The 21,548-nt window shown below is 59.5% G+C and carries 19 protein-coding genes; 12 read left to right on the top strand and 7 right to left on the bottom strand.

From position 1 onward, the window contains the following. Positions 1-165 precede the first annotated feature (165 nt). The gene (gcvP, locus tag PMI18_RS17610; protein ID WP_007899425.1) at positions 166-3,039 is read left to right on the top strand and encodes an aminomethyl-transferring glycine dehydrogenase; all 2,874 of its coding nucleotides are present in this window, start codon (positions 166-168) and stop codon (positions 3,037-3,039) included. A 184-nt stretch (positions 3,040-3,223) separates the two neighbouring features. Here gcvP and PMI18_RS17605 read toward each other — a convergent pair whose 3' ends face one another. The 5 genes from PMI18_RS17605 to PMI18_RS17585 form a co-directional block, all read right to left on the bottom strand. Then, on the bottom strand, positions 3,224-3,544 hold the full coding sequence (locus PMI18_RS17605; RefSeq protein ID WP_007899427.1) for a DUF2388 domain-containing protein: 321 nt from the start codon (positions 3,542-3,544) through the stop codon (positions 3,224-3,226). 68 nt (positions 3,545-3,612) lie between these two features. Then, entirely contained in the window at positions 3,613-4,050 is a 438-nt protein-coding gene (locus tag PMI18_RS17600) for an NfeD family protein (RefSeq protein WP_007899434.1), read from the bottom strand. Positions 4,051-4,061: 11 nt separating this feature from the next. Then, positions 4,062-4,976: an SPFH domain-containing protein gene (locus PMI18_RS17595; RefSeq protein ID WP_007899436.1), complete on the bottom strand. Its 915-nt coding sequence runs from the start codon at positions 4,974-4,976 to the stop codon at positions 4,062-4,064. 257 nt (positions 4,977-5,233) lie between these two features. After that, on the bottom strand, positions 5,234-7,018 hold the full coding sequence (locus PMI18_RS17590; RefSeq protein WP_007899444.1) for a GspE/PulE family protein: 1,785 nt from the start codon (positions 7,016-7,018) through the stop codon (positions 5,234-5,236). Between the two features lie 90 nt (positions 7,019-7,108). Then, a complete protein-coding gene (locus PMI18_RS17585; protein WP_007899446.1) occupies positions 7,109-7,447 on the bottom strand; it encodes a hypothetical protein in 339 nt (112 codons plus the stop codon). Positions 7,448-7,573: 126 nt separating this feature from the next. Between PMI18_RS17585 and PMI18_RS17580 the strand changes: the two genes are divergently transcribed. Continuing rightward, a complete protein-coding gene (locus PMI18_RS17580) occupies positions 7,574-8,044 on the top strand; it encodes an Lrp/AsnC family transcriptional regulator (protein WP_007899449.1) in 471 nt (156 codons plus the stop codon). Positions 8,045-8,200: 156 nt separating this feature from the next. On the opposite strand, the gene PMI18_RS17575 is transcribed toward PMI18_RS17580, so the two are convergent. Then, complete coding sequence (locus tag PMI18_RS17575) at positions 8,201-9,568, bottom strand: CYTH domain-containing protein (RefSeq protein ID WP_007899451.1); 1,368 nt, start codon at positions 9,566-9,568, stop codon at positions 8,201-8,203. A 316-nt stretch (positions 9,569-9,884) separates the two neighbouring features. Here PMI18_RS17575 and argE point away from each other — a divergent pair, with 316 nt between their 5' ends. Both argE and argA read left to right on the top strand, forming a co-directional pair. Continuing rightward, on the top strand, positions 9,885-11,036 hold the full coding sequence (gene argE, locus PMI18_RS17570; RefSeq protein ID WP_007899455.1) for an acetylornithine deacetylase: 1,152 nt from the start codon (positions 9,885-9,887) through the stop codon (positions 11,034-11,036). Positions 11,037-11,293: 257 nt separating this feature from the next. Next, entirely contained in the window at positions 11,294-12,592 is a 1,299-nt protein-coding gene (gene argA, locus PMI18_RS17565; protein WP_007899457.1) for an amino-acid N-acetyltransferase, read from the top strand. Between the two features lie 166 nt (positions 12,593-12,758). Here the strand turns inward: argA and tauA are convergent, their stop codons facing one another. Beyond that, complete coding sequence (gene tauA, locus PMI18_RS17560) at positions 12,759-13,745, bottom strand: taurine ABC transporter substrate-binding protein (RefSeq protein ID WP_007899459.1); 987 nt, start codon at positions 13,743-13,745, stop codon at positions 12,759-12,761. Positions 13,746-14,114: 369 nt separating this feature from the next. Between tauA and PMI18_RS17555 the strand changes: the two genes are divergently transcribed. The 8 genes from PMI18_RS17555 (at position 14,115) to PMI18_RS17520 (ending at position 21,413) form a co-directional block, all read left to right on the top strand. Continuing rightward, on the top strand, positions 14,115-15,440 hold the full coding sequence (locus PMI18_RS17555; protein ID WP_007899461.1) for an OprD family outer membrane porin: 1,326 nt from the start codon (positions 14,115-14,117) through the stop codon (positions 15,438-15,440). A gap of 279 nt (positions 15,441-15,719) precedes the next feature. Next, positions 15,720-16,358: a peroxiredoxin gene (locus tag PMI18_RS17550; RefSeq protein ID WP_007899464.1), complete on the top strand. Its 639-nt coding sequence runs from the start codon at positions 15,720-15,722 to the stop codon at positions 16,356-16,358. A gap of 302 nt (positions 16,359-16,660) precedes the next feature. Continuing rightward, complete coding sequence (gene ssuE, locus PMI18_RS17545) at positions 16,661-17,254, top strand: NADPH-dependent FMN reductase (RefSeq protein WP_007899466.1); 594 nt, start codon at positions 16,661-16,663, stop codon at positions 17,252-17,254. A gap of 102 nt (positions 17,255-17,356) precedes the next feature. Next, the gene (locus PMI18_RS17540) at positions 17,357-18,322 is read left to right on the top strand and encodes a sulfonate ABC transporter substrate-binding protein (protein ID WP_007899468.1); all 966 of its coding nucleotides are present in this window, start codon (positions 17,357-17,359) and stop codon (positions 18,320-18,322) included. 25 nt (positions 18,323-18,347) lie between these two features. Beyond that, positions 18,348-19,496: an FMNH2-dependent alkanesulfonate monooxygenase gene (gene ssuD / locus PMI18_RS17535; protein ID WP_007899470.1), complete on the top strand. Its 1,149-nt coding sequence runs from the start codon at positions 18,348-18,350 to the stop codon at positions 19,494-19,496. A gap of 9 nt (positions 19,497-19,505) precedes the next feature. Next, positions 19,506-20,288 carry an aliphatic sulfonate ABC transporter permease SsuC gene (ssuC, locus tag PMI18_RS17530; RefSeq protein WP_007899473.1) on the top strand — a complete coding sequence of 261 codons (783 nt, stop codon included), beginning with the start codon at positions 19,506-19,508 and terminating at the stop codon, positions 20,286-20,288. After that, positions 20,285-21,091, top strand: a complete 807-nt coding sequence (gene ssuB, locus PMI18_RS17525) for an aliphatic sulfonates ABC transporter ATP-binding protein (protein ID WP_007899476.1) — start codon at positions 20,285-20,287, stop codon at positions 21,089-21,091. The genes ssuC and ssuB overlap by 4 nt, the downstream gene beginning before the upstream one ends. 106 nt (positions 21,092-21,197) lie before the next feature. Beyond that, positions 21,198-21,413 (top strand): TOBE domain-containing protein, encoded by a 216-nt coding sequence (locus PMI18_RS17520; RefSeq protein ID WP_003229256.1) that lies wholly within the window; start codon positions 21,198-21,200, stop codon positions 21,411-21,413. Positions 21,414-21,548 lie beyond the last annotated feature (135 nt).

Consider the following 21,548-nt stretch of genomic DNA (forward strand, 5'->3'; position numbering starts at 1 on the left):
ATTAATCATTCAGCGTATAGGGCGACTGACCCACCGCTTTCGCGAGCAAGCCCGCTCCCACAGGGTAAGTGTCAAGCTCCCCACAGGCTCGCTGTCGGCAGCGACTGCTATGCTGGTTTGACCGCATTGCATCGACGCCGAGCGCCAGTCAAGAGAGAGCCCGTCATGTCCCAGTTGCCGTCCTTGAGCCAGTTACGCGACCCCAATACCTTCCTGCGCCGCCATCTGGGCCCCGATGCCGCCGAGCAGCAGGCGATGCTCGACAGCCTCGGTCTTGGTAGCCGGGTCGAGCTGATCGAGCAGACGGTGCCGCCGGGAATCCGCCTCAACCGGCCGCTGGACTTGCCACCGGCCCTCGACGAAGAAGCCGCGCTGGCCAAGCTGCGGGGCTACGCCGAGCAGAACCAGGTCTGGACCAGTCTGATCGGCATGGGATACCACGGCACCCTCACGCCGGCCGTCATCCTGCGCAACGTGCTGGAAAATCCCGGTTGGTACACCGCCTATACACCCTATCAACCAGAGATCGCTCAAGGCCGGCTCGAAGCGTTGCTGAATTTCCAGCAGCTGACCATCGACCTGACCGGCCTGGAACTGGCCAACGCCTCGCTGCTGGATGAAGCCACGGCGGCAGCCGAGGCCATGGCGCTGGCCAAGCGCGTGGCCAAATCCAGAAGTAACCTGTTTTTCGTCGATGAGAATTGCCACCCGCAGACGATTTCCGTGGTGCGAACCCGGGCCGAAGGGTTCGGTTTCGACCTGATCGTCGACGCTGTGGATAACTTGAAACAGCACCAGGTATTCGGCGCTCTGCTGCAGTATCCAGACACCCACGGTGAAGTGCGCGATCTGCGCCCATTGATCGATCATCTACATGCCCAGCAAGCCTTGGCCTGTGTGGCGACCGATCTGCTAAGCCTGCTGTTGCTGACCCCGCCGGGGGAGCTGGGCGCCGACGTGGTGTTCGGTTCGTCCCAGCGCTTCGGCGTGCCCATGGGTTACGGCGGTCCCCACGCGGCGTTTTTTGCCAGTCGCGATGAATACAAACGGGCGATTCCCGGGCGGATCATCGGCGTGTCGAAAGATGCTCGCGGCAACGTTGCCCTGCGCATGGCCCTGCAAACCCGCGAGCAACATATCCGCCGGGAGAAGGCCAACTCCAACATCTGTACCGCCCAGGTGCTGCTGGCCAATATCGCCAGTTTCTACGCGGTCTACCACGGCCCGGAAGGGCTCAAACGGATTGCCCAACGCGTCCATCGACTGACCTGCATCCTCGCTGCCGGCCTGGAGCGTCATGGGATCATTCGTCTCAACCAACATTTCTTCGACACCCTGACCCTGGAGGTCGGTGGCACTCAGACCGCGATCATCGAAAGTGCCCTGGCGGCGCAGATCAACTTGCGCATTCTCGGCCGTGGGCAGTTGGGCCTGAGCCTCGACGAAACCTGTGATGAAACCACCGTGGCGAAGCTGTTCGATGTGTTCCTGGGTGCCGACCATGGGCTCAACGTCGACGAACTGGACGCTGAAACCCTGGTGTCCGGTATTCCTGCCGGGTTGCAGCGCAGTACGCCTTATCTGCGTCATCCGGTGTTCAACGCTCATCACAGCGAAACCGAAATGCTGCGTTACCTCAAGCAACTGGAAAACAAAGACCTGGCACTCAACCAATCGATGATCCCGCTGGGCTCCTGCACCATGAAGCTCAATGCCACCAGCGAGATGATCCCCATCACCTGGCCACAGTTCGCCAACCTGCATCCGTTCGTGCCGAAAGAGCAGGTGGTGGGTTATTCCTTGATGATCGCGGAACTGGAGCGCTGGCTCTGCGCGATCACCGGTTTCGATGCGATCTGCATGCAGCCCAACTCGGGCGCTCAAGGCGAATACGCTGGATTGTTGGCGATTCGCAAATATCACGAGAGCCGCCATCAGGGCGCGCGGAATATCTGCCTGATCCCGTCCTCGGCCCACGGCACCAATCCGGCTTCGGCGCAAATGGCCGGGATGCGGGTGGTGATCGTCGAGTGCGACGAGGGCGGTAATGTCGATCTGGATGATCTGAAGGAAAAGGCCACGGAGGCGGGGGATAAACTCGCCTGCCTGATGGCGACCTATCCGTCGACTCACGGGGTCTACGAGGAAGGCATCAGTGAAATCTGTGAAGTTATCCACAGTCATGGCGGTCAGGTGTACATGGATGGCGCCAACCTTAATGCGCAGGTTGGATTGGCACGGCCGGCAGACATCGGTGCCGACGTGTCGCACATGAACCTGCACAAAACCTTCTGCATTCCCCACGGCGGTGGCGGACCGGGGATGGGCCCGATCGGCGTTCGGGCGCACCTGGCACCGTTTGTTGCCAATCACCCGGTAGTGCCAATCGATGGCCCGCTGCCGGAAAACGGCGCAGTGAGCGCGGCACCTTGGGGCAGTGCAAGCATTCTGCCGATCAGCTGGATGTACATCGCGATGATGGGGCCGCAACTGGCGGATGCGAGCGAGGTGGCGATTCTCGCCGCGAATTACCTGGCGCAGCATTTGGCCGGCGCATTTCCAGTGCTCTACACCGGGCGCAACGAGCGAGTGGCCCACGAGTGCATTCTCGATTTGCGACCGCTCAAGGCGCAGACCGGCATCAGTGAAGAGGACGTTGCCAAACGCCTGATGGACTACGGCTTCCATGCGCCGACCATGTCATTCCCGGTGCCGGGGACGTTGATGGTCGAACCGACCGAGAGTGAATCGAAGGCGGAGCTGGACCGTTTTATCGGCGCGATGCTGAGTATCCGCGCGGAAATCACCGAGGTGCAGAACGGCAACTGGCCGGCAGAGGACAACCCGCTGAAACGCTCGCCGCATACCTTGGCCGACATCACCGGGGTTTGGGAGCGGCCGTACAGCATCGAGCGGGCGGTGACGCCGGATGCTCACACCAAGGCCCATAAGTACTGGCCGGTGGTGAACCGTGTGGACAATGTCTACGGTGACCGCAATCTGTTTTGCGCGTGTGTGCCGGTGGACGAATACCGCTGACAGAGGGAGGCTGATCGTTCCCACGCTCTGCGTGGGAATGCATCCCGGGACGCTCCGCGTCCCAAGAGCGGACGCAGAGCGTCCATGGCGGCGCTACCACGCGGAGCGTGGGAGCGATCATCGACAATTAAGGGGCAAAAAAAATGCCGCTCATGTGAGCGGCATTTTTGTTCAGCAACGAACCTTATTTCGAGGCGATGGCATTCTTCGCCAGGATGGCGTTCGCCAGTTCCATGTCCGTGGCTTGCAGGCCAGGGTTATCGGCGCGGACTTTCTGCATGGCGGCTTCCAGGTAGGGGCCGCGAATGGCGCCGTCACTGGCGACAAAGCTGCCGGCGTCGTCCTGGGCGGCGACGACCAACTTGTGATCCCTGGAGGTCAGGTAGGAGGTACCGGTGGTGGCACCGGAAGTAAGAACGTTACGCAAAAAGCTGTCATCAGCCATTGCCGAACCGACTTGAAGGGACAACACGGCGAAGGTAGCGACAGCAAGTTTGAGACGCATAAAAGGTGACTCCACTGGGTTTTAACTGCGGGCTTTGATTGCCAATAACCCAATCGAGTTCCGTGACGTTAGTCGGCCCGCTCCACCAGTAAAATCGCCCCTTGCTGACCGACCACCCGAACACGGCTGCCGGATGCGGTGTCAGGCCCTCGGGCCATCCACACGCCGTCGGCGACCTTGATCTTGCCGCGGCCGTCGACAATCGCTTCGCTGACCACGAACACCTTGCCGATCAGTTCCTGTCCGCGCAGGTTCAGATTCGGCTGATCGCTGGCCCGTACCACGCTGTGCTGACGTCTCCACCAGTACAGGGCGGTGAGGATTGAAAAGACCGCAAACAACAACACCTGCAATTCCCAGGGCAGGTCCGGTATCACGAAGGTCAGCACGCCGACGGCGGCGGCTGCCATGCCGATCCACAACAGATAACCACCGGCCCCGAACACCTCGAGGATCAGCAGCAGCGTGCCCAGGGCCAACCAGCTCCAGAACGAAAACAGCTCCATAGGCACCGACCTCAGCCTTTCTTGCCGTCGAACGTGGCTTTGACGATTTCGCCAATGCCGCCGACTGCGCCGATCATCGAACTTGCCTCGAGCGGCATCAGGATCACTTTGCTGTTGTTGGCCGATGCCAGTTTGCCCAAGGCATCGATGTACTTCTGCGCAACGAAGTAATTGACCGCCTGCACGTTACCGCCGGCGATGGCTTCGGACACCACTTTGGTGGCTTGGGCTTCGGCTTGGGCCTGACGCTCCCGGGCCTCGGCTTCGAGGAACGCCGCCTGACGGCTACCTTCGGCTTCCAGAATTTGTGCCTGCTTTTTGCCTTCGGCGGTGAGGATCGCCGAGGCGCGCAAACCTTCGGCCTCAAGAATCTGTGCGCGTTTGATCCGCTCGGCTTTCATTTGGCCGGACATGGCGGCCATCAGGTCGGCGGGAGGGCTGATGTCCTTGATCTCGATTCGGGTGATCTTGATGCCCCACGGTGCCGTGGCTTCATCAACGGTGCGCAGCAGTTTTTCGTTGATGTTGTCGCGTTGACTGAGCATCGCGTCCAGCTCCATGGAGCCAAGCACGGTACGGATATTGGTTTGCAGCAGATTGCGGATGGCGTGTTCGAGGTTGTTCACCTCATAGGCGGCCTGGGCGGTGTTGACCACCTGGAAGAAGCACACGGCGTCGATTTGCACGGTGGCGTTGTCGGCGGTGATGACTTCCTGAGGCGGGATGTCCAGCACGCTTTCCATCACATTGATCTTGCGACCGATGCGGTCCATCACCGGAATGATGATGTTCAAGCCTGGTTTGAGGGTGTTGGTGTAACGGCCGAAATGTTCGACCGTCCATTCAAAACCCTGAGGCACCACTTTGAAGCCCATGAAAAGAATGGCTACGGTCAGTGCGACGAAAAGACTTAGTGCAATACCCATAACGGTCCCTGTCCAGTCTGGTGGAGTTGCGATGAGCAGAGTGTAGGGCAAAAGGCCTTGTATGCGGACTTGGAGGGGCCAGGAACTATGGCTACTGCCAGTCAGTCAAGAAGTTTGAGCGACGAAAATCCTGTGGGAGCGTGGCTTGCCCGCGAAGAATGCACCGCGGTTTTTCAGGTATTACGCGTCATCGTTCTTCGCGGGCAAGCCGCGCTCCCACAGGTTATGCGTCTTGACTTACCGGCCTTGGGGGCTGTTTATTTCTGCTCACTCTGGGGCGTCACTCGCAACACCTCTTCGATCGTGGTCAAACCCGCGGCCACTTTCTGCGCCCCCGACAAGCGCAAACTGCGCATGCCTTCCTTGAAGGCCTGACGCCGGACCGCGAGCAAATCGGTATCGGGGTTGATCAGCGCTTTGATGCCGTCAGTCAGCTGCATGATCTCGTACACCCCGGCGCGGCCGCGATAGCCGGTTTCGCGGCATTCCAGGCAACCGATGGCGCGTTGTGCATTGCCTGGCAGTGGCGCTTGCCAAGGCCGGGTCAGGGTTTGCCAGTCGTCCTCGCCCAAGGTCAGCGGCGCCTTGCAATGCGGGCAAAGGGTCCGGACCAGACGCTGAGCCATGACCCCGAGCACCGTGGCCTTGATCAGGTAATGCGGCACGCCGAGTTCCAGCAGGCGGCTGATGGCGCTCGGGGCGTCGTTGGTGTGCAACGTCGACAGCACCAAGTGGCCAGTGAGTGCGGCCTGAATCGCCATCTCGGCGGTTTCGAGGTCGCGGATCTCGCCGATCATGATGATGTCCGGGTCTTGCCGCATGAGTGCGCGCACGCCGGCGGCAAAGGTCAGGTCGATATTGTGCTGGACCTGCATCTGATTGAACGCCGGTTCGACCATTTCGATCGGGTCTTCAATGGTGCAGAGGTTGACCTCCGGCGTCGCCAGTTTCTTCAGGGTGGTGTACAGCGTGGTGGTCTTGCCTGACCCGGTCGGCCCGGTCACCAGAATGATGCCATTGGGCTGGCGGGTCATGTCTTGCCAGCGACGCAGGTCATCGGCGGAAAAACCCAACTGATCGAAATCCTTGAGCAGCACTTCCGGGTCGAAGATCCGCATGACCATTTTTTCGCCAAACGCCGTCGGTAATGTCGACAACCGCAACTCGACTTCGCCGCCATCCGGGGTTTTGGTTTTGACCCGGCCGTCCTGGGGTTTGCGCTTTTCCGCGACGTTCATCCGCCCCAGGCTTTTCAGGCGGCTGACGATGGCCATGGTCACCTGCGGCGGGAATTGATAGACGTTGTGCAGCACGCCGTCGATGCGAAAGCGCACCGTGCCTTGCTCGCGCCGGGGTTCGATGTGGATATCGCTGGCCCGTTGCTGGAACGCGTACTGGAACAGCCAATCGACGATGTTGACGATGTGTGCATCGTTGGCGTCCGGCTCCTGGTCGCTGGCGCCGAGGTTGAGCAACTGTTCGAAGTTGCCCAGGGTGCTTATTTGTTGATCAGCGTTGGTGGCGCCGGTGACAGATTTGGCCAGGCGGAAAAACTCCACGCTGAAGCGCTGGATGTCCACGGGGTTGGCCACCACGCGCTTGATTGGCAGCTTCAACACGTGTGTCAGGTCGGCTTCCCAGCTGCTGACGAAGGGCTGGGCGCTGGCCACGGTGACGGCGTCGCGGTCGATGCATACCGCCAGAATTTTGTGGCGTTGGGCGAAGGCATAGGACATCAACGGCGTGATGGCCGCGACGTTGATTTTCAGCGGGTCGATGCGCAAGTAAGGCTGACCGGCCTGCTGGGACAGCCAGAGCGTCAGGCTTTCCAGATCGAGGTGTTTGCCGGGACGGCTGAGGTCGTCCAGGTGTTGGCTGGCGATGAACTCCAGCGGGTGCTGCTGACCATTTATGGCGTGACGGCGGCGGGCGTTGAGTGCGTGTTCGGCCGAATCCTGGCTGATAAAGCCTTGGGCGACCAATTCACGCAGTAAATCATTGAGGTCCAGCCAGCGGTCCTGAGTGGCGAGTTGAACGGACATGCGGGCTCCTTATGAACAACCGTTCGCAAAGGATAGTCGCGCACCCGTAGACCGTTGGGCCACTACCCGACCAAGGCGTGTCGTTTCTTTTCAGCCTGCCGCCTGAGCCGGCTCTTCCCACGCAGAATCAGCCGCTTGCAGGTTCACCGAGCAGACGCTGATCAGGTTACGTAATTTTTCCGCGATCACTTGAGCACGGTGCCAGCTCAGGCCGTCCATGACGATGTCGACCGACAGCAGATCGTCCATGCGCTGTACGTTGACCTGCTGCGGCGTCAGAAACTGCAAGGCAAAAAGATTGAGCGCCCGACACAGCAGATCCGGCTCGGCCTCGGCCAGTAATTGATAGTGAACGCGGCAGTGGGCGTTGCTGACGTTCCAGACATCGGCGCGGGCGGGCGGGGTGTTCACGGCTTCTAAATGCGGCATGGTCGGGCTCCAAAATCACTGGAGGAATTTTTACATTCGGTGCCGGGCATTTCTTATCTATGATTGGGTTTATTGACGATTTATCGAATAGATCAATTCGACTTCATATCATCTACAGGTTTTTCTATGCACAGCGAGCTGGATGGCTACGACCGCAAGATTCTCGCGTTGCTGCAAGAGGACGCTTCGCTCTCCAGCGCGCAGATCGCCGAACAGGTGGGACTCTCGCAGTCGCCGTGCTGGCGGCGGATTCAACGGATGAAGGAGGAGGGGATCATTCGCGCTCAAGTGACGTTGCTTGACCGCAAGAAAATCGGCCTTAACACGCAGATCTTCGCCGAAGTCAAACTCAACGCCCACGGACGTTCGAACTTCACCGAGTTCACCGAGGCGATTCGCGGTTTTCCCGAAGTACTGGAATGTTATGTGCTGATGGGGTCGGTGGATTTCTTGCTGCGGATCGTTACGGCGGACATCGAGGCTTATGAGCGCTTCTTCTTCGAGAAGCTGTCGATGGTGCCGGGGATTCAGGAGGTCAACTCGATCGTGGCGTTATCGGAAATCAAGTCCACGACGAGTTTGCCGGTGTTGCGCTGATGATGTTCGAAGGCCTTTGTGGCGAGGGGGCTTGCCCCCGTTCGGCTGCGAAGCAGTCGTAAACCCAGCCAACCCGTTATGCCTGATGCACCGCGTTGGCTGGTTTTGGGAGTCCTTCGGCCTCCAACGGGGGCAAGCCCCCTCGCCACAGGGTACTTACAGACGCAGCAGGGTTTTCCAGGCGCGATTCTGATACACCGCGATCGCCTGGTGCTTACGCGCATCCAGCGATTCATCAGTGATCGGTTCGTTGGCCAGTTGCGTCAGTTTGTTCAGCTCACCGTACAGGCGATCCATTTCCGGGATCTCCAGTACGCCGCGGGCATGGTGCAGCCAGGCCTGGATGCGCTCGATACGCGGCAGCTGCTCGGCCAGGTCTTCCGGCTGTTGCTGGTAACGCTGCAATTGCAGCGAATTGGCTTCTTCGCCCAGCATGCGCGGCAGCCAGCTGCCCAGTTGTGCTGCGCCCTGGCGATTGCCGCGGACGTTGCGATCGGCGGCCCAGGTGCGGGCCAGCAGCCAGCGTGAAGTGTTCAGTGAGAACAGGCCCCAACGCACGTCTTCCAGCTCTTCGAGGAACTGCTCCGGCGCGGCTTTGCGCACGTCTTCGTCGTCCAGGCCGGCCTGCACCAGCGGTCGCCAGTCTTCCAGCAGGGCATCCAGCGCGACCCGCAGATCGTGAGTCGACTGACGCGGTGCGGCCTGACCGAGGCTGCTGATCAGCGCGCGCATTTCAGCGAGGTTCTCGACCCAGTCCTGCAACAGGCGCCAGTGGCCGTTGAAGCGATATTGCTCGGCCAGACGCTGGCTGCTGCTCAGCAAATGCCAGCTCAGGGCGGCGAACGCATCGTCCAGCGGCATTTCGGCGGTGATCTGCGGTGCTGGCAAGCTCAGCGAGTAGCTGTTGGCATCGAACAGGCGATAACCGCGTTCGGCCTTGCTGATGTCACACGGCATCAGCGCCAGTGTTGCAGCCAGTTCGGCGGCCAGCTCCAGCAGCGCAGCCGGTTCGCCTTCGCGCAGCTCCAGTTCCAGCTCGCAGATTTCTTCTTTCTGCTTGCCGACCACCACGTGACCCAGGTCCAGCGCGGCTTCGATGACCACTTTGGTCTTGCCACGGCCCCAAGCGATTTCCGCGCGTTCGCGAACGAAATCGGTGGTGAAGATGGCTTTCAGGGTTTTCTTGTCCAGCTCGGCCAGCTCTTCGGGCCAGCATTCACCGTCGAGTTTCTTAACGTCGAGCTTGGCTTTGGGCAAATTCCAGTCGTACTCGTTGCGCTCGGACAGACCGGCGACGCTCTGGCCGCGGGTCTTGAGGGTCTGAATCACTTCTTCGCCATCGCGGCGCAGGCGCAGGGCAACCTTGGCGCGGGCCAGGTCGCGCTCAGGCGTGTCGAAGTACTGGTTCATCAACTCACGGCGTTCCCAGCCACTTTTGTTGCGTTTTTTCAGTAACGGGTGCTCGCGCAGGGCGGCGAGGGTTTCGCGGCTGACGCGGAGTTTGATTTCGGTTTCTTTCTGCATGGCCGGAAAATCCAGGATCGGGAGCGCAGCCGGGGGAATGTGTGGCTGCCAAGGTCGTGCAGTGTACAGGACTCACCCGAGATAGGGTCTGTTGACGCTTGGTGACGACCGGGACGGGCCCCACTTGGCGCAGGGCTGCGTTGCTCGGAACTTATTTGGGACAACCAAACCACGTTCCTCGCGCCTTGCCCTGCACCAAGTGGGCCGCCGTCGCGGCTCGTCACCAAGCGTCAACACACCCTATGCGTCGCGGCGGTTTATTCCTGTCGCCGGATGGTTCTATGATGGACTTCAATTCGGGAGTTGGGAGTCAGCGATGCCTTTGCCGTCCATGAAAGATCAGTTCGCTGCGCTGATCGCCGCGCCGTCTGTCAGCTGTACCCAACCCAGCCTGGATCAAACCAATCGGCCGGTCATCGACTTGTTGGCGACATGGCTCGGGGACTTGGGTTTTGCCTGCGATATCCAGCAGGTCAGCCCCGGCAAATTCAATTTGCTGGCCAGTTTTGGCTCCGGCCCCGGCGGCCTGGTGCTGGCTGGTCACAGCGATACAGTGCCCTACGACGAGGCGTTGTGGCAGACCGACCCGTTGAAACTGACGGAAGTGGACGGTCGTTGGGTCGGCTTGGGCAGTTGCGACATGAAGGGTTTTTTCGCCCTGGCCATCGAAGCCGTCAAACCCTTGCTCGACCAACCGTTCAAGCAACCCTTGCTGATCCTCGCCACTTGCGATGAAGAAAGCTCGATGTCTGGCGCTCGCGCTCTGGCCGAAGCCGGACGTCCGCTGGGCCGGGCCGCGGTGATCGGCGAGCCGACCGGGCTGAAGCCGATCAGGATGCACAAAGGCATCATGATGGAACGCATCGACATCCTCGGCCAGAGCGGCCATTCCTCGGACCCGCGTCTGGGCCACAGCGCCCTCGAAGCCATGCACGACGCCATGGGCGAATTGCGCGGCCTGCGCCTGGCGTGGCAGCGCGAATTCCATAACCCGCAGTTCAGCGTGCCGCAGCCTACCCTTAACTTCGGCTGCATCCATGGGGGCGACAATCCCAACCGAATCTGCGGCCAGTGCTCGCTGGAGTTCGACTTGCGTCCGTTGCCGGGCATGGACCCCAAAGCGCTGCGCGCGGCGATTCTGCAGAAGCTCAATCCGATTGCCGAACGGCACAAGGTGAAGATCGATTACGCGCCGCTGTTCCCCGAAGTGCCACCCTTCGAGCAGGCCGAGGACTCGGAATTGGTGCGGGTTGCCGAAAAGCTCACCGGCCATCGCGCCGAAGCAGTGGCGTTCGGCACGGAAGCGCCTTATCTTCAGCGTCTTGGTTGTGAAACACTGGTATTGGGACCGGGTGATATCGCCTGCGCACACCAACCGGGGGAATACCTCGAAATGTCACGTCTGCAGCCTACCGTGCATCTATTACGTCAACTGATAGAACATTACTGCCTGACGCCGGTCGGTTGAGCGAAATCAATGTGGGAGCGAGCCTGCTCGCGATCGCGGTGTAACAGTCACTGAGATGTCGACTGCCATCGCGAGCAGGCTCGCTCCCACGGGGTATGTGATTTGTCTTACAAGCCTTGTAAATTGCCAGTGTCCCAACCCGTATTCATGAGGAGAGCGCGCGTGTCGCCAAGCCTGTTCCGACGATAACCATCAGCCCGCTGTGCGTTTACTGCTTTACCCTTTTTTCGGCTGCTATTTATTACAGGCCCAGGTTCATGCCCGAATACGTCAATTGGCTTCGTCACGCTTCGCCTTACATCAACGCCCACCGCGATTGCACTTTCGTCGTCATGCTGCCCGGCGACGGCGTGGAGCACCCGAACTTCGGCAACATCGTCCACGACCTGGTGCTGCTGCACAGCCTGGGTGTGCGACTGGTGCTGGTTCACGGTTCGCGCCCGCAAATTGAAACCCGCCTCGCTGCTCGCGGCCTGACCCCGCATTACCACCACGGCATGCGCATCACCGATGCGGCGACCCTGGAATGCGTGATCGATGCGGTCGGCCAACTGCGCATCGCCATCGAAGCGCGGCTGTCCATGGACATGGCCTCATCGCCAATGCAGGGTTCGCGCCTGCGGGTGGCCAGCGGCAATCTGGTCACGGCACGGCCGATCGGCGTACTTGAGGGTGTCGACTATCACCACACCGGCGAAGTGCGCCGTGTCGATCGCAAGGGCATCAATCGCCTGCTGGACGAACGCTCCATCGTGCTGTTGTCGCCGTTGGGCTACTCGCCGACCGGTGAAATCTTCAACCTCGCTTGCGAAGATGTCGCTACCCGCGCGGCTATTGATCTGGGGGCGGACAAGCTGCTGCTGTTCGGCGCAGATTTGGGCTTGATCGACGAAAATGGTCGTCTGGTCCGTGAATTGCGCCCGCAACAAGTACCGGCGCATTTGCAGCGTTTGGGCAGCAACTATCAAGCCGAGCTGCTGGATGCGGCCGCCGAGGCGTGCCGGGGCGGAGTGGCACGCAGTCACATCGTCAGCTATGCCGAAGATGGCGCGCTGCTGACCGAACTGTTCACCCGTGACGGTGGCGGTACGCTGGTGGCCCAGGAGCAATTCGAGGTTGTGCGTGAGGCGGCCATCGAGGATGTCGGTGGTTTGCTGGACTTGATCAGCCCGCTGGAAGAGCAGGGGATTCTGGTGCGGCGTTCCCGCGAGGTCCTGGAGCGTGAGATCGAGCAGTTCAGCGTGGTAGAGCGCGAAGGCATGATCATCGCCTGCGCGGCGCTGTATCAGATTGCCGATTCGGATGCTGGGGAGTTGGCGTGTCTGGCGGTGAACCCGGAGTACCGTCATGGCGGTCGCGGTGATGAACTGCTGGAACGCATCGAAACCCGCGCCCGGGCTCAAGGGCTGAAAACCTTGTTCGTGCTGACCACCCGGACCGCTCACTGGTTTCGTGAGCGGGGCTTCGTGCCGAGCAGCGTTGAACGTCTGCCATCGGCGCGGGCGTCGCTTTACAACTATCAGCGTAATTCGAAGATCTTCGAAAAAGCCCTGTGATTGCCACGGTCTGTGTTGGCTTTTGTGGCGAGGGAGCTTGCTCCCGCTGGGCAGCGAAGCGGCCCCAAAACCATCGAGCGCGTTATGACTGATTCACCGCGTTGTTGGATTGGGGAGTCCTCCGGCCTCCAGCGGGAGCAAGCTCCCTCGCCACAGGTTTTGCGTTTTACTCGGTGACAAATTTCGCGCTGACATAGGGCGAATAATCCGGCAGCACCGTCTCGACCTTCCCTTGCTCCTTCAAAAACTTCGCCGTCTCGCCAATCGCCTTGGCTGTGCCTCCGTCCAGTAGCGCGGTGGTCAGTTGTGCCTTGGCATCCGGGAATGCGGAGCCGGCCAGCAGTTCAGGCACATCGGCGGCATTGGCACCGGTCAGTTTGGCGATTTTTTGCACCGGTACCGAATCGACGGTCCAGCTGTCTTTATGGGCGGCATAGTCGGCGAATGAATCCAGGGTGACCTTGGCAAATTTGGCCACGACCTCAGGATGCTTCTCGGCGTAATCCTTGCGAGCGACCCACACCTCGAAAGTCGGCGCGCCCCATTGGCCGACCTGCGCGGCGTCGGTCAAGGTCTTGCCGGTCTTGCGGATTTCCCCCAGCGCCGGCGACCAGACAAACGCGCCATCAATGTCGCCACGCTTCCAGGCTGCGGCGATTTCGGCGGGTTGCAGGTTCACCACTTTGACTTTCGAGGCGTCCAGCCCCCAGTGCTTCAGCGCGCCGAGCAGGCTGTAATGGGAGGTTGAAACGAAGGGCGTGGCGATGGTTTTGCCGATCAGATCTTCCGGTTTATCGATGCCGCTGCCGTTGCGCACCACAAGTGCTTCGGCAGCGTTGATCTGAGCAGAAACAATGAACGCGACAATCGGCAGGTTGCGCGAAGCGGCCGCCGCCAGTGGGCTTGAACCAAGGTTGCCAATCTGCACATCGCCGGACGCAATGGCGGTGACCACTTCCGGGCCACTGTTGAAGCGGCGCCAATCGATTTTCTGGCCAATGGTTTTCTCGTAAACGCCATCGGCCTGAGGGACTTTGCTGGGGTCGATACCGGTTTGATAACCGACGGTGAGAGTCGCCGCCTGGGCGGAAAAAGAAAATATCAGCGATATACAAACTGTAACAAATTGACTAGATAGTGCGCGTTTGGCCATGATGGCGTCGCCTTTTCGAAAGTGATTGACGTATGGGGAATGCGTCAACGCTAATCGATCTAAAAAAAGGCCAACAAATACCATTTAGGAATTAGCTTATGAGCCGATACTTTGTGATCCCGGTTCGGATCATCGATAGCGAGCTATATTCCTAAAGGGCATTAAAAAGAATGAAATAATTCTTTTTGGGTTTATGAGAAGTTCATTACCCTGCAGGGACCAAATCACTGCGGTTAGACCTTGGTCGTAGACACACATGGTTACGATTGACTTGTCAGTCACGGACCAGTGCTAATCGCGCATCTGTGGATCTTGGGCGTTAGACCCGAGACCAAAGAACACAAAAATTAGAACGAGAGGAGCGAAACAATGAAGAAGTCCACCTTGGCCCTGGCTGTGGCCGTAGGGGTTTTGGCGCAGCAGGCAGGCGCCGCCGGTTTCATCGAAGACAGCAAGGCGTCCGTCAGTTCCCGTACCTTGTATTTCGATAACGATAACCGCGAAGGCGGTTCCGACCAGCGCGAAACGGCCACTGGCCTGAAATTCGACTACAAGTCCGGCTTCACCCAAGGTGTCGTAGGTTTTGGTATCGACGCCCAAGCCCTGGTCGGTATCCACCTCGATGGCGGCAAAGGTCACCACCCGGATAACAACTCCTTTGTTCCAAGCGACACCGACGGTTCGGCCGTACACAATTGGAGTCGTCTGTCTGGCAACGTAAAGGCACTTTTCTCGAAGACCGAGGCTCACTTAGGTGGTGCCTTGGCGCCTAACCTGCCAATTCTGATCGCGAGTGATGGTCGTCTGCTGCCACAAACCTTTGAAGGCGGCACAATCACCTCCAAGGAAATCGACAACGTAACCTTCAACGCCGGTCAGTTGGAGCATGCCGTTGGCCGTGCGGGGACTAACAGCACTGGTCTGGCAGTGAACGGCGGTACTGAGGAGAGCAACCAGTTCCGTTACGGCGGTGCTGACTGGAAAGTCACCAAAGACCTGACCCTGCAGTACTACTACGCCAACCTGCAAGACTATTACACGCAGCACTTCCTGGGTGCAGTACATGTTTTCCCGATCAGCGAAGGCCAGTCGTTCAAGACTGACCTGCGTTACTTCGACAGCAGCTCAGATGGTCGCAACGGTGATGCCGGCTATCGGTTCAACAACAACGGCGGCTATGCCAAGACCCCGGGCGAGGTCGATAACAAGACCTGGAGCGCCATGTTCACGTACACCCTGGGTGGCAGCGCATTCCTGTTGGGTCACCAGCAAGTCGGTGATGACGGTGGCTTCGTCTATCTGAACCAAGGCAGTCTGCGCAGTGACAGCGGTGGTTTTGAAGGTGCCGGCGGCTCGAGCTTCTATCTGTTCACTGACAGCATGATCAACTCATTTGTCCGTGCCGGTGAAAACACCACTTTCGGTCAATACTCGTACGACTTCACCGCCTTGGGCGTTCCGGGCTTGAAGGCTGCAATTGCCTACCTCTACGGTGACGACATCAAATCCGCCACTGGCGGAAGCGATTCGTCCGAGTGGGAACGCGACATGCGCCTGGACTACGTTGTCCAGCAAGGCCCTCTGAAAGGCTTTGGCACTACCCTGCGTCACGGCACCTACCGTGGCAGCAGTACCGGTATCGCCGATCAAGATCAGACTCGCCTGATCTTCAACTACACTTACAACTTCATGTAAGACGTAGAAAAAAAGCCCCGCCCGGCATCACGCCGGGCGGGGCTTTTGCGTTTTCAAAGCGAGGTCACCCCCGTAATCCCGCCTTGAAAATCCCCTCTTTGCAGCAACTCAGGGCCTTCTCGAACCTTGTCGGCGATGTTCGTCCTCATGCGTAATCAGGTCCAGTGAACAAATATTTAATATTCGTTTATGGTCTAAATAAATCGTTATTTATTCTTTTTAATCTCTAAAAAGCACAGGCACAGTTGGGCTCAACAAGCACTCATAAGGAGCAGCAGCATGAGCCTCAGACTTGGCGATATCGCCCCCGATTTCGAACAGGATTCCAGCGCCGGCACTATCCATTTCCACGAATGGCTGGGCGATAGCTGGGGTGTGTTGTTTTCCCATCCGGCGGATTTCACGCCGGTGTGCACCACCGAGCTGGGTTTCACCGCCAGGCTCAAGGATGAATTCACCCAGCGCGGCGTCAAAGCCATCGCCCTGTCCGTGGACCCGGTTGACTCGCATCACAAGTGGATCGAGGACATCAACGAAACTCAGAACGCCATCGTCAACTTCCCGATCCTCGCCGATGCGGACCGTAAAGTGTCCGACCTGTACGACCTGATCCATCCGAATGCCAATGACACTTTGACCGTCCGCTCGCTGTTCGTGATCGATCCGAACAAGAAGATTCGGCTGACGATTACTTACCCGGCGAGTACCGGTCGCAACTTCAATGAAATTTTGCGGGTGATCGATTCGCTGCAGCTCACCGACAACTACAAGGTGGCCACCCCGGCCAACTGGCAGGACGGTGATGAGGTGGTGATCGTGCCGTCGCTCAAGGACGAAGATGAAATCAAACGACGTTTTCCCAAGGGTTATCGCGCGGTGAAGCCGTACCTGCGTCTGACGCCTCAACCTAATCGTTGATTTGCAACCGATCCTGTAGGAGCGAGGCTTGCCCGCGAAGGCGTCTTTGGGGGGCACCAGAGAGACCGAGTTGTACCGTTCGCGGGCAAGCCTCGCTCCTACAGGTTTACCAAAGCAGGGGATTTCGGGCCGTTTCGACGGCCTGTTTTTTTGCCTGAAAAAAGACAATCCATTTATTCGTTTAAGGTATAACCAAATGAATAAATATGATTTATAGATATATAAATCAGCTGTTAAGGTCTCTCCATCGAAGCGAGATCGCAAGCCGCGAATCGCTAACACCGCTCAAAGGAATTGTCTGAATGCTGGTCGTCTCACTCGGTGGCAGTCCCAGCCCACGCTCCCGTTCCGGGGTTTTGCTGGAGCGCTCGCGACGCTGGTTGCAAGAGCAAGGGGTGGAAGTGGTGAGTTACCAGGTACGGGACTTCCCGGCCGAAGATTTGCTGCATGCCCGCTTCGACAGCCCGAAAGTGATCGACCTGTTGCAACAGATTGAAAACGCCGATGGCTTGCTGATCGCCACGCCGGTTTACAAAGCGTCGTTCTCCGGTGCGCTGAAAACCTTGCTCGATCTACTGCCCGAACGCGCCTTGAGCCACAAGGTGGTTTTGCCGATGGCTACCGGCGGCAGCATCGCCCATATGCTGGCGGTGGATTACGCGCTCAAACCGGTGCTGTCAGCGTTGAAAGCCCAGGAAATGTTGCAGGGGATTTTCGCCGTGGACAGCCAGATCGCTTACGGCGAAGGCAGCGCCCAGGCGCAGTTGGCGCCGGAGCTTGCGCAACGATTGTTTGAAGCGCTGGAGCAGTTTTTCAGCGCCATGGCCCGACGGCCCAAGCCGCTCGATCCGAACCTGTTGAACGAACGTTTGTTGAGTGCTCGCTGGAGCATTTAAGCCAGCCCTCAAGCCACATCTGAATTTGAAGTACTCCACCTTACTGGCCCGCTAACGGGCAAGCAGGTGCAGCCAAAACCCAACTGCAAAAAGGAGAGCGCCATGCGCCCTGTCATTTTGCGTCGTGGTCTGGTCGCTCTGTTTGCTGCGGCTGTAACCTTCGGCGCCATTACTCAAGCTCAGGCCGAGACACTCCGGATCGGCTATCAAAAATACGGCACCCTGGTGCTGCTCAAAGCCAAAGGCACACTCGAAAAACGTCTCGCCGCCCAAGGCGTGGACGTGCAATGGACTGAATTCCCCGGTGGCCCGCAACTGCTCGAAGGCCTGAACGTAGGCTCCATCGACTTTGGCGTCACCGGTGAAACGCCGCCCGTATTCGCCCAAGCCGCTGGCGCCGATCTACTTTATGTCGCCTACGAACCGCCAGCGCCCCATAGCGAAGCGGTCCTGGTACCGAAGGACTCGCCGATCACATCGGTGCAGGAACTCAAGGGCAAGAAAGTCGTGCTCAACAAAGGCTCCAACGTGCACTACCTGTTGGTGCGTGCACTTGAAGACGCCGGCCTCAAATACACCGACATCCAGACCGTGTTCCTGCCGCCAGCCGATGCCCGTGCCGCGTTCGAACGTGGCAGTGTCGATGCCTGGGTGATCTGGGACCCGTACCAGGCCGCCGCCGAACAACAACTGCAAGCACGCACCCTGCGCGATGGCAAAGGCCTCGTCGACAACCACCAGTTCTACCTGGCGACCAAACCTTATGCGCAGAAAAATCCTGAAGTGATCAAGGCTCTGGTGGAAGAAGTACGCGCGGTTGGCGAATGGTCCAAGGCCAATCCCGAGGACGTGACCAAGCAAGTTTCGCCGCTGCTCGGCCTGCCAACGGACATCACCCTGACCTCGGTGAAACGCCAGGGTTACGGCGCGCTGTTCCTCACGCCTGAAGTGGTCGCCGCGCAACAGAAAATCGCCGACAGCTTCTACCAGCTTAAGCTGATTCCAAAGCCGCTGAGCATCAAAGACGTGATCTGGACGCCCCCGGCGGCCGTTGCCAAAGCGCCGTAATTCGAATCCCTAAGGAGACCACTCCATGAGCCTCAATATTTTCTGGTTCCTGCCTACCCACGGCGACGGCCATTACCTTGGCACCGCCGAAGGCGCTCGCGCCGTCGACCACGGTTACTTGCAACAAGTCGCGCAAGCGGCGGATCGTCTGGGCTTTGGCGGGGTGCTGATTCCCACCGGGCGCTCCTGCGAAGACTCGTGGCTGGTGGCCGCATCGCTGATCCCGGTGACCCAGCGTTTGAAATTCCTTGTCGCCCTGCGCCCCGGGATCATTTCCCCGACGGTGGCGGCGCGTCAGGCCGCGACACTGGATCGTCTGTCCGGCGGTCGTGCGCTGTTCAACCTGGTCACCGGTGGCGATCCGGAAGAACTGGCCGGCGACGGTTTGTTCCTCAGTCACGAAGAGCGCTATCAGGCCTCGGTGGAATTCACCCGCATCTGGCGCCGGGTGCTGGAAGGTGAAACCGTCGACTATGACGGTCAGCACATCAGCGTGAAGGGCGCCAAATTGCTCTACCCGCCGATCCAGCAACCGCGTCCACCGCTGTATTTCGGCGGCTCGTCGGAAGCCGCGCAAGACCTCGCGGCAGAACAGGTCGAAATGGTCCTGACTTGGGGTGAGCCACCGGCCGCCGTGGCAGAAAAAATCGAGCAGGTTCGCGCCAAAGCCGCGAAGCTCGGCCGCACGGTGCGCTTCGGTATTCGTCTGCACGTGATTGTTCGCGAAACCAACGCAGAGGCGTGGCAAGCGGCGGATCGACTGATCTCGCATCTGGACGATGAAACCATCGCCCGTGCCCAGGCGTCTCTGGCGCGTTTCGATTCGGTCGGCCAACAACGCATGGCCGCCTTGCATGGCGGCAGCCGCGACCATCTGGAAGTCAGCCCCAACCTGTGGGCCGGTGTCGGTCTGGTGCGCGGCGGTGCCGGTACGGCGCTGGTCGGAGATGGCCCGACCGTGGCGGCTCGGGTGAAGGAATACGCGGACCTGGGCATCGATACGTTCATCTTCTCCGGTTATCCACACCTGGAAGAATCCTATCGGGTGGCCGAGTTGTTGTTTCCGCACCTGGACATCGAGCGTCCGGAGCTGCCTAAAGGCGCCAACTACGTCAGCCCGTTCGGCGAGATGGTGGCCAACGACATTCTTCCCAAAGCCGCGTCCCAGAGCTGAGGCGCCGCCATGAAGAAAATCATTCACAACCTCGCGCCTTGGGCGTTGCCGGTCTTGTTGCTGGCGGTGTGGCAGTTGTCGGTGTCGGCGGGCTGGTTGTCGACGCGAATTCTGCCGGCGCCGATCGCGGTGATCGAGGCCGGTGTGAACCTGGTCCGCAGCGGTGAAATCTGGACTCACCTGGCGATCAGTGGCTGGCGCGCGGCGCTCGGGTTCGCCATTGGCGGCGGCATCGGTCTGACCCTGGGCTTCATCACCGGCTTGTCGAAATGGGGCGAGCGCCTGCTCGACAGTTCGGTGCAGATGATCCGCAACGTGCCGCACCTGGCGCTGATTCCACTGGTGATCCTGTGGTTCGGTATCGACGAGTCGGCGAAGATTTTTCTGGTGGCGTTGGGCACGTTGTTCCCGATCTACCTCAACACCTATCACGGCATCCGCAACGTCGATCCGGCGCTGGTGGAAATGTCTCGCAGTTATGGCCTGTCCGGTTTAAGCCTGTTTCGTCAGGTAATCCTGCCGGGTGCGCTGCCATCGATTTTGGTCGGTGTGCGTTTTGCCTTGGGCTTCATGTGGCTGACATTGATCGTCGCCGAAACCATCTCCGCCAGCTCCGGCATTGGCTACCTGGCGATGAATGCCCGGGAGTTCTTGCAGACCGACGTGGTGGTGCTGGCGATTCTTTTGTACGCGGTGCTCGGCAAGCTGGCCGACCTTGCTGCACGTGGGCTTGAACGTGTGTGGCTGCGCTGGCATCCGGCTTATCAGGTAACCAAGGGAGGTGCCGCATGACGGCTCAACAACCTCCACGCCTGCTGCGCGGTATTCCGCTGGCGGTGCGCAAGCTGCAAAAAACCTTTGGTTCACGGCAGGTGTTGCGTGAGATCGACCTGCACATTCCGGCCGGGCAGTTTGTCGCGGTGGTCGGGCGTAGCGGCTGCGGCAAAAGTACCTTGCTGCGCTTGCTCGCCGGTCTCGACAAGCCCACGGGGGGTGAGCTGTTTGCAGGCGCAGCGCCACTGAGTGATGCGCGGGAAGACACTCGACTGATGTTCCAGGAAGCCCGCCTGCTGCCCTGGAAAAAGATCATCGACAACGTCGGTCTCGGGCTCAAGGGCAACTGGCGGCCACAAGCATTGCAAGCGCTGGAAGCGGTCGGCCTGGCAGATCGCGCCAACGAGTGGCCGGCAGCCTTGTCCGGCGGGCAAAAACAACGTGTGGCCCTGGCTCGCGCGTTGATCCATCAACCGCGCTTGCTGTTGCTCGACGAACCGCTGGGCGCATTGGATGCCCTGACCCGAATCGAAATGCAGCAACTGATCGAACGGCTCTGGCAACAGCATGGTTTCACCGTATTGCTGGTGACCCACGACGTCAGCGAAGCGGTGGCGATTGCCGATCGGGTGATTCTGATTGAAGAGGGCGAAGTCGGCCTCGACCTGCATGTGGATCTGCCGCGCCCTCGAGTCCGTGGCTCCCATCGGCTGGCGGCGCTGGAAACCGAAGTGCTCAACCGCGTGCTGTCCCTGCCGGGCCAGCCGCCGGAACCGGAACCTGTTTCACCACTGCCTACGCAATTGCGTTGGGCGCAATAAGAGCAGCGCAAGCTTCAAGCTTCAAGCTGCAAGTAAAAGCGCTCTGCTTCTTCTTGCAGCTTGTAGCTTGCAACTTGCAGCTCATTTCGACCTCAGGAGAAATCTTATGACTATCAAAGCCATCAACGTTCGTAACCAGTTCAAAGGCTCGATCAAGGAAATCGTGCTGGGTGACGTGCTGTCGGAAATCGACGTGCAGACGGCCTCCGGCATCGTCACTTCGGTGATTACCACCCGTTCGGTGAAAGAGCTGGAGCTGGTGGTCGGCAGTGAAGTAATCGCGTTTGTGAAATCCACCGAGGTGTCGATCGCCAAGTTGTAAACGCGTGCGCAAACAACAACCCTGGAGGGTGTGAACCCTGATCGTTCCCACGCTCTGCGTGGGAACGCAGCCCGGGACGCTCTGCGTCCCAAAAGCCGAACGCGGAGCGTCCGAAGAGGCATTCCCACGCAGAGC

Origin of the sequence: Pseudomonas sp. GM102 (genome assembly GCF_000282555.1) — a bacterium.
Taxonomy (GTDB): domain Bacteria; phylum Pseudomonadota; class Gammaproteobacteria; order Pseudomonadales; family Pseudomonadaceae; genus Aquipseudomonas.

Excerpts from the sequence above, each read along its gene's own strand:
- argE (WP_007899455.1), top strand. The coding sequence starts at position 9,885 with ATGCCTTTGCCGTCCATGAAAGATCAGTTCGCTGCGCTGATCGCCGCG.
- argA (WP_007899457.1), top strand. The coding sequence starts at position 11,294 with ATGCCCGAATACGTCAATTGGCTTCGTCACGCTTCGCCTTACATCAAC.
- PMI18_RS17540 (WP_007899468.1), top strand. The coding sequence starts at position 17,357 with ATGCGCCCTGTCATTTTGCGTCGTGGTCTGGTCGCTCTGTTTGCTGCG.
- PMI18_RS17575 (WP_007899451.1), bottom strand. The coding sequence starts at position 9,568 with ATGCAGAAAGAAACCGAAATCAAACTCCGCGTCAGCCGCGAAACCCTC.
- ssuC (WP_007899473.1), top strand. The coding sequence starts at position 19,506 with ATGAAGAAAATCATTCACAACCTCGCGCCTTGGGCGTTGCCGGTCTTG.
- ssuD (WP_007899470.1), top strand. The coding sequence starts at position 18,348 with ATGAGCCTCAATATTTTCTGGTTCCTGCCTACCCACGGCGACGGCCAT.
- PMI18_RS17580 (WP_007899449.1), top strand. The coding sequence starts at position 7,574 with ATGCACAGCGAGCTGGATGGCTACGACCGCAAGATTCTCGCGTTGCTG.
- tauA (WP_007899459.1), bottom strand. The coding sequence starts at position 13,745 with ATGGCCAAACGCGCACTATCTAGTCAATTTGTTACAGTTTGTATATCG.
- PMI18_RS17600 (WP_007899434.1), bottom strand. The coding sequence starts at position 4,050 with ATGGAGCTGTTTTCGTTCTGGAGCTGGTTGGCCCTGGGCACGCTGCTG.
- PMI18_RS17550 (WP_007899464.1), top strand. The coding sequence starts at position 15,720 with ATGAGCCTCAGACTTGGCGATATCGCCCCCGATTTCGAACAGGATTCC.
- PMI18_RS17555 (WP_007899461.1), top strand. The coding sequence starts at position 14,115 with ATGAAGAAGTCCACCTTGGCCCTGGCTGTGGCCGTAGGGGTTTTGGCG.
- ssuB (WP_007899476.1), top strand. The coding sequence starts at position 20,285 with ATGACGGCTCAACAACCTCCACGCCTGCTGCGCGGTATTCCGCTGGCG.
- PMI18_RS17595 (WP_007899436.1), bottom strand. The coding sequence starts at position 4,976 with ATGGGTATTGCACTAAGTCTTTTCGTCGCACTGACCGTAGCCATTCTT.
- PMI18_RS17605 (WP_007899427.1), bottom strand. The coding sequence starts at position 3,544 with ATGCGTCTCAAACTTGCTGTCGCTACCTTCGCCGTGTTGTCCCTTCAA.
- ssuE (WP_007899466.1), top strand. The coding sequence starts at position 16,661 with ATGCTGGTCGTCTCACTCGGTGGCAGTCCCAGCCCACGCTCCCGTTCC.
- gcvP (WP_007899425.1), top strand. The coding sequence starts at position 166 with ATGTCCCAGTTGCCGTCCTTGAGCCAGTTACGCGACCCCAATACCTTC.
- PMI18_RS17590 (WP_007899444.1), bottom strand. The coding sequence starts at position 7,018 with ATGTCCGTTCAACTCGCCACTCAGGACCGCTGGCTGGACCTCAATGAT.
- PMI18_RS17585 (WP_007899446.1), bottom strand. The coding sequence starts at position 7,447 with ATGCCGCATTTAGAAGCCGTGAACACCCCGCCCGCCCGCGCCGATGTC.
- PMI18_RS17520 (WP_003229256.1), top strand. The coding sequence starts at position 21,198 with ATGACTATCAAAGCCATCAACGTTCGTAACCAGTTCAAAGGCTCGATC.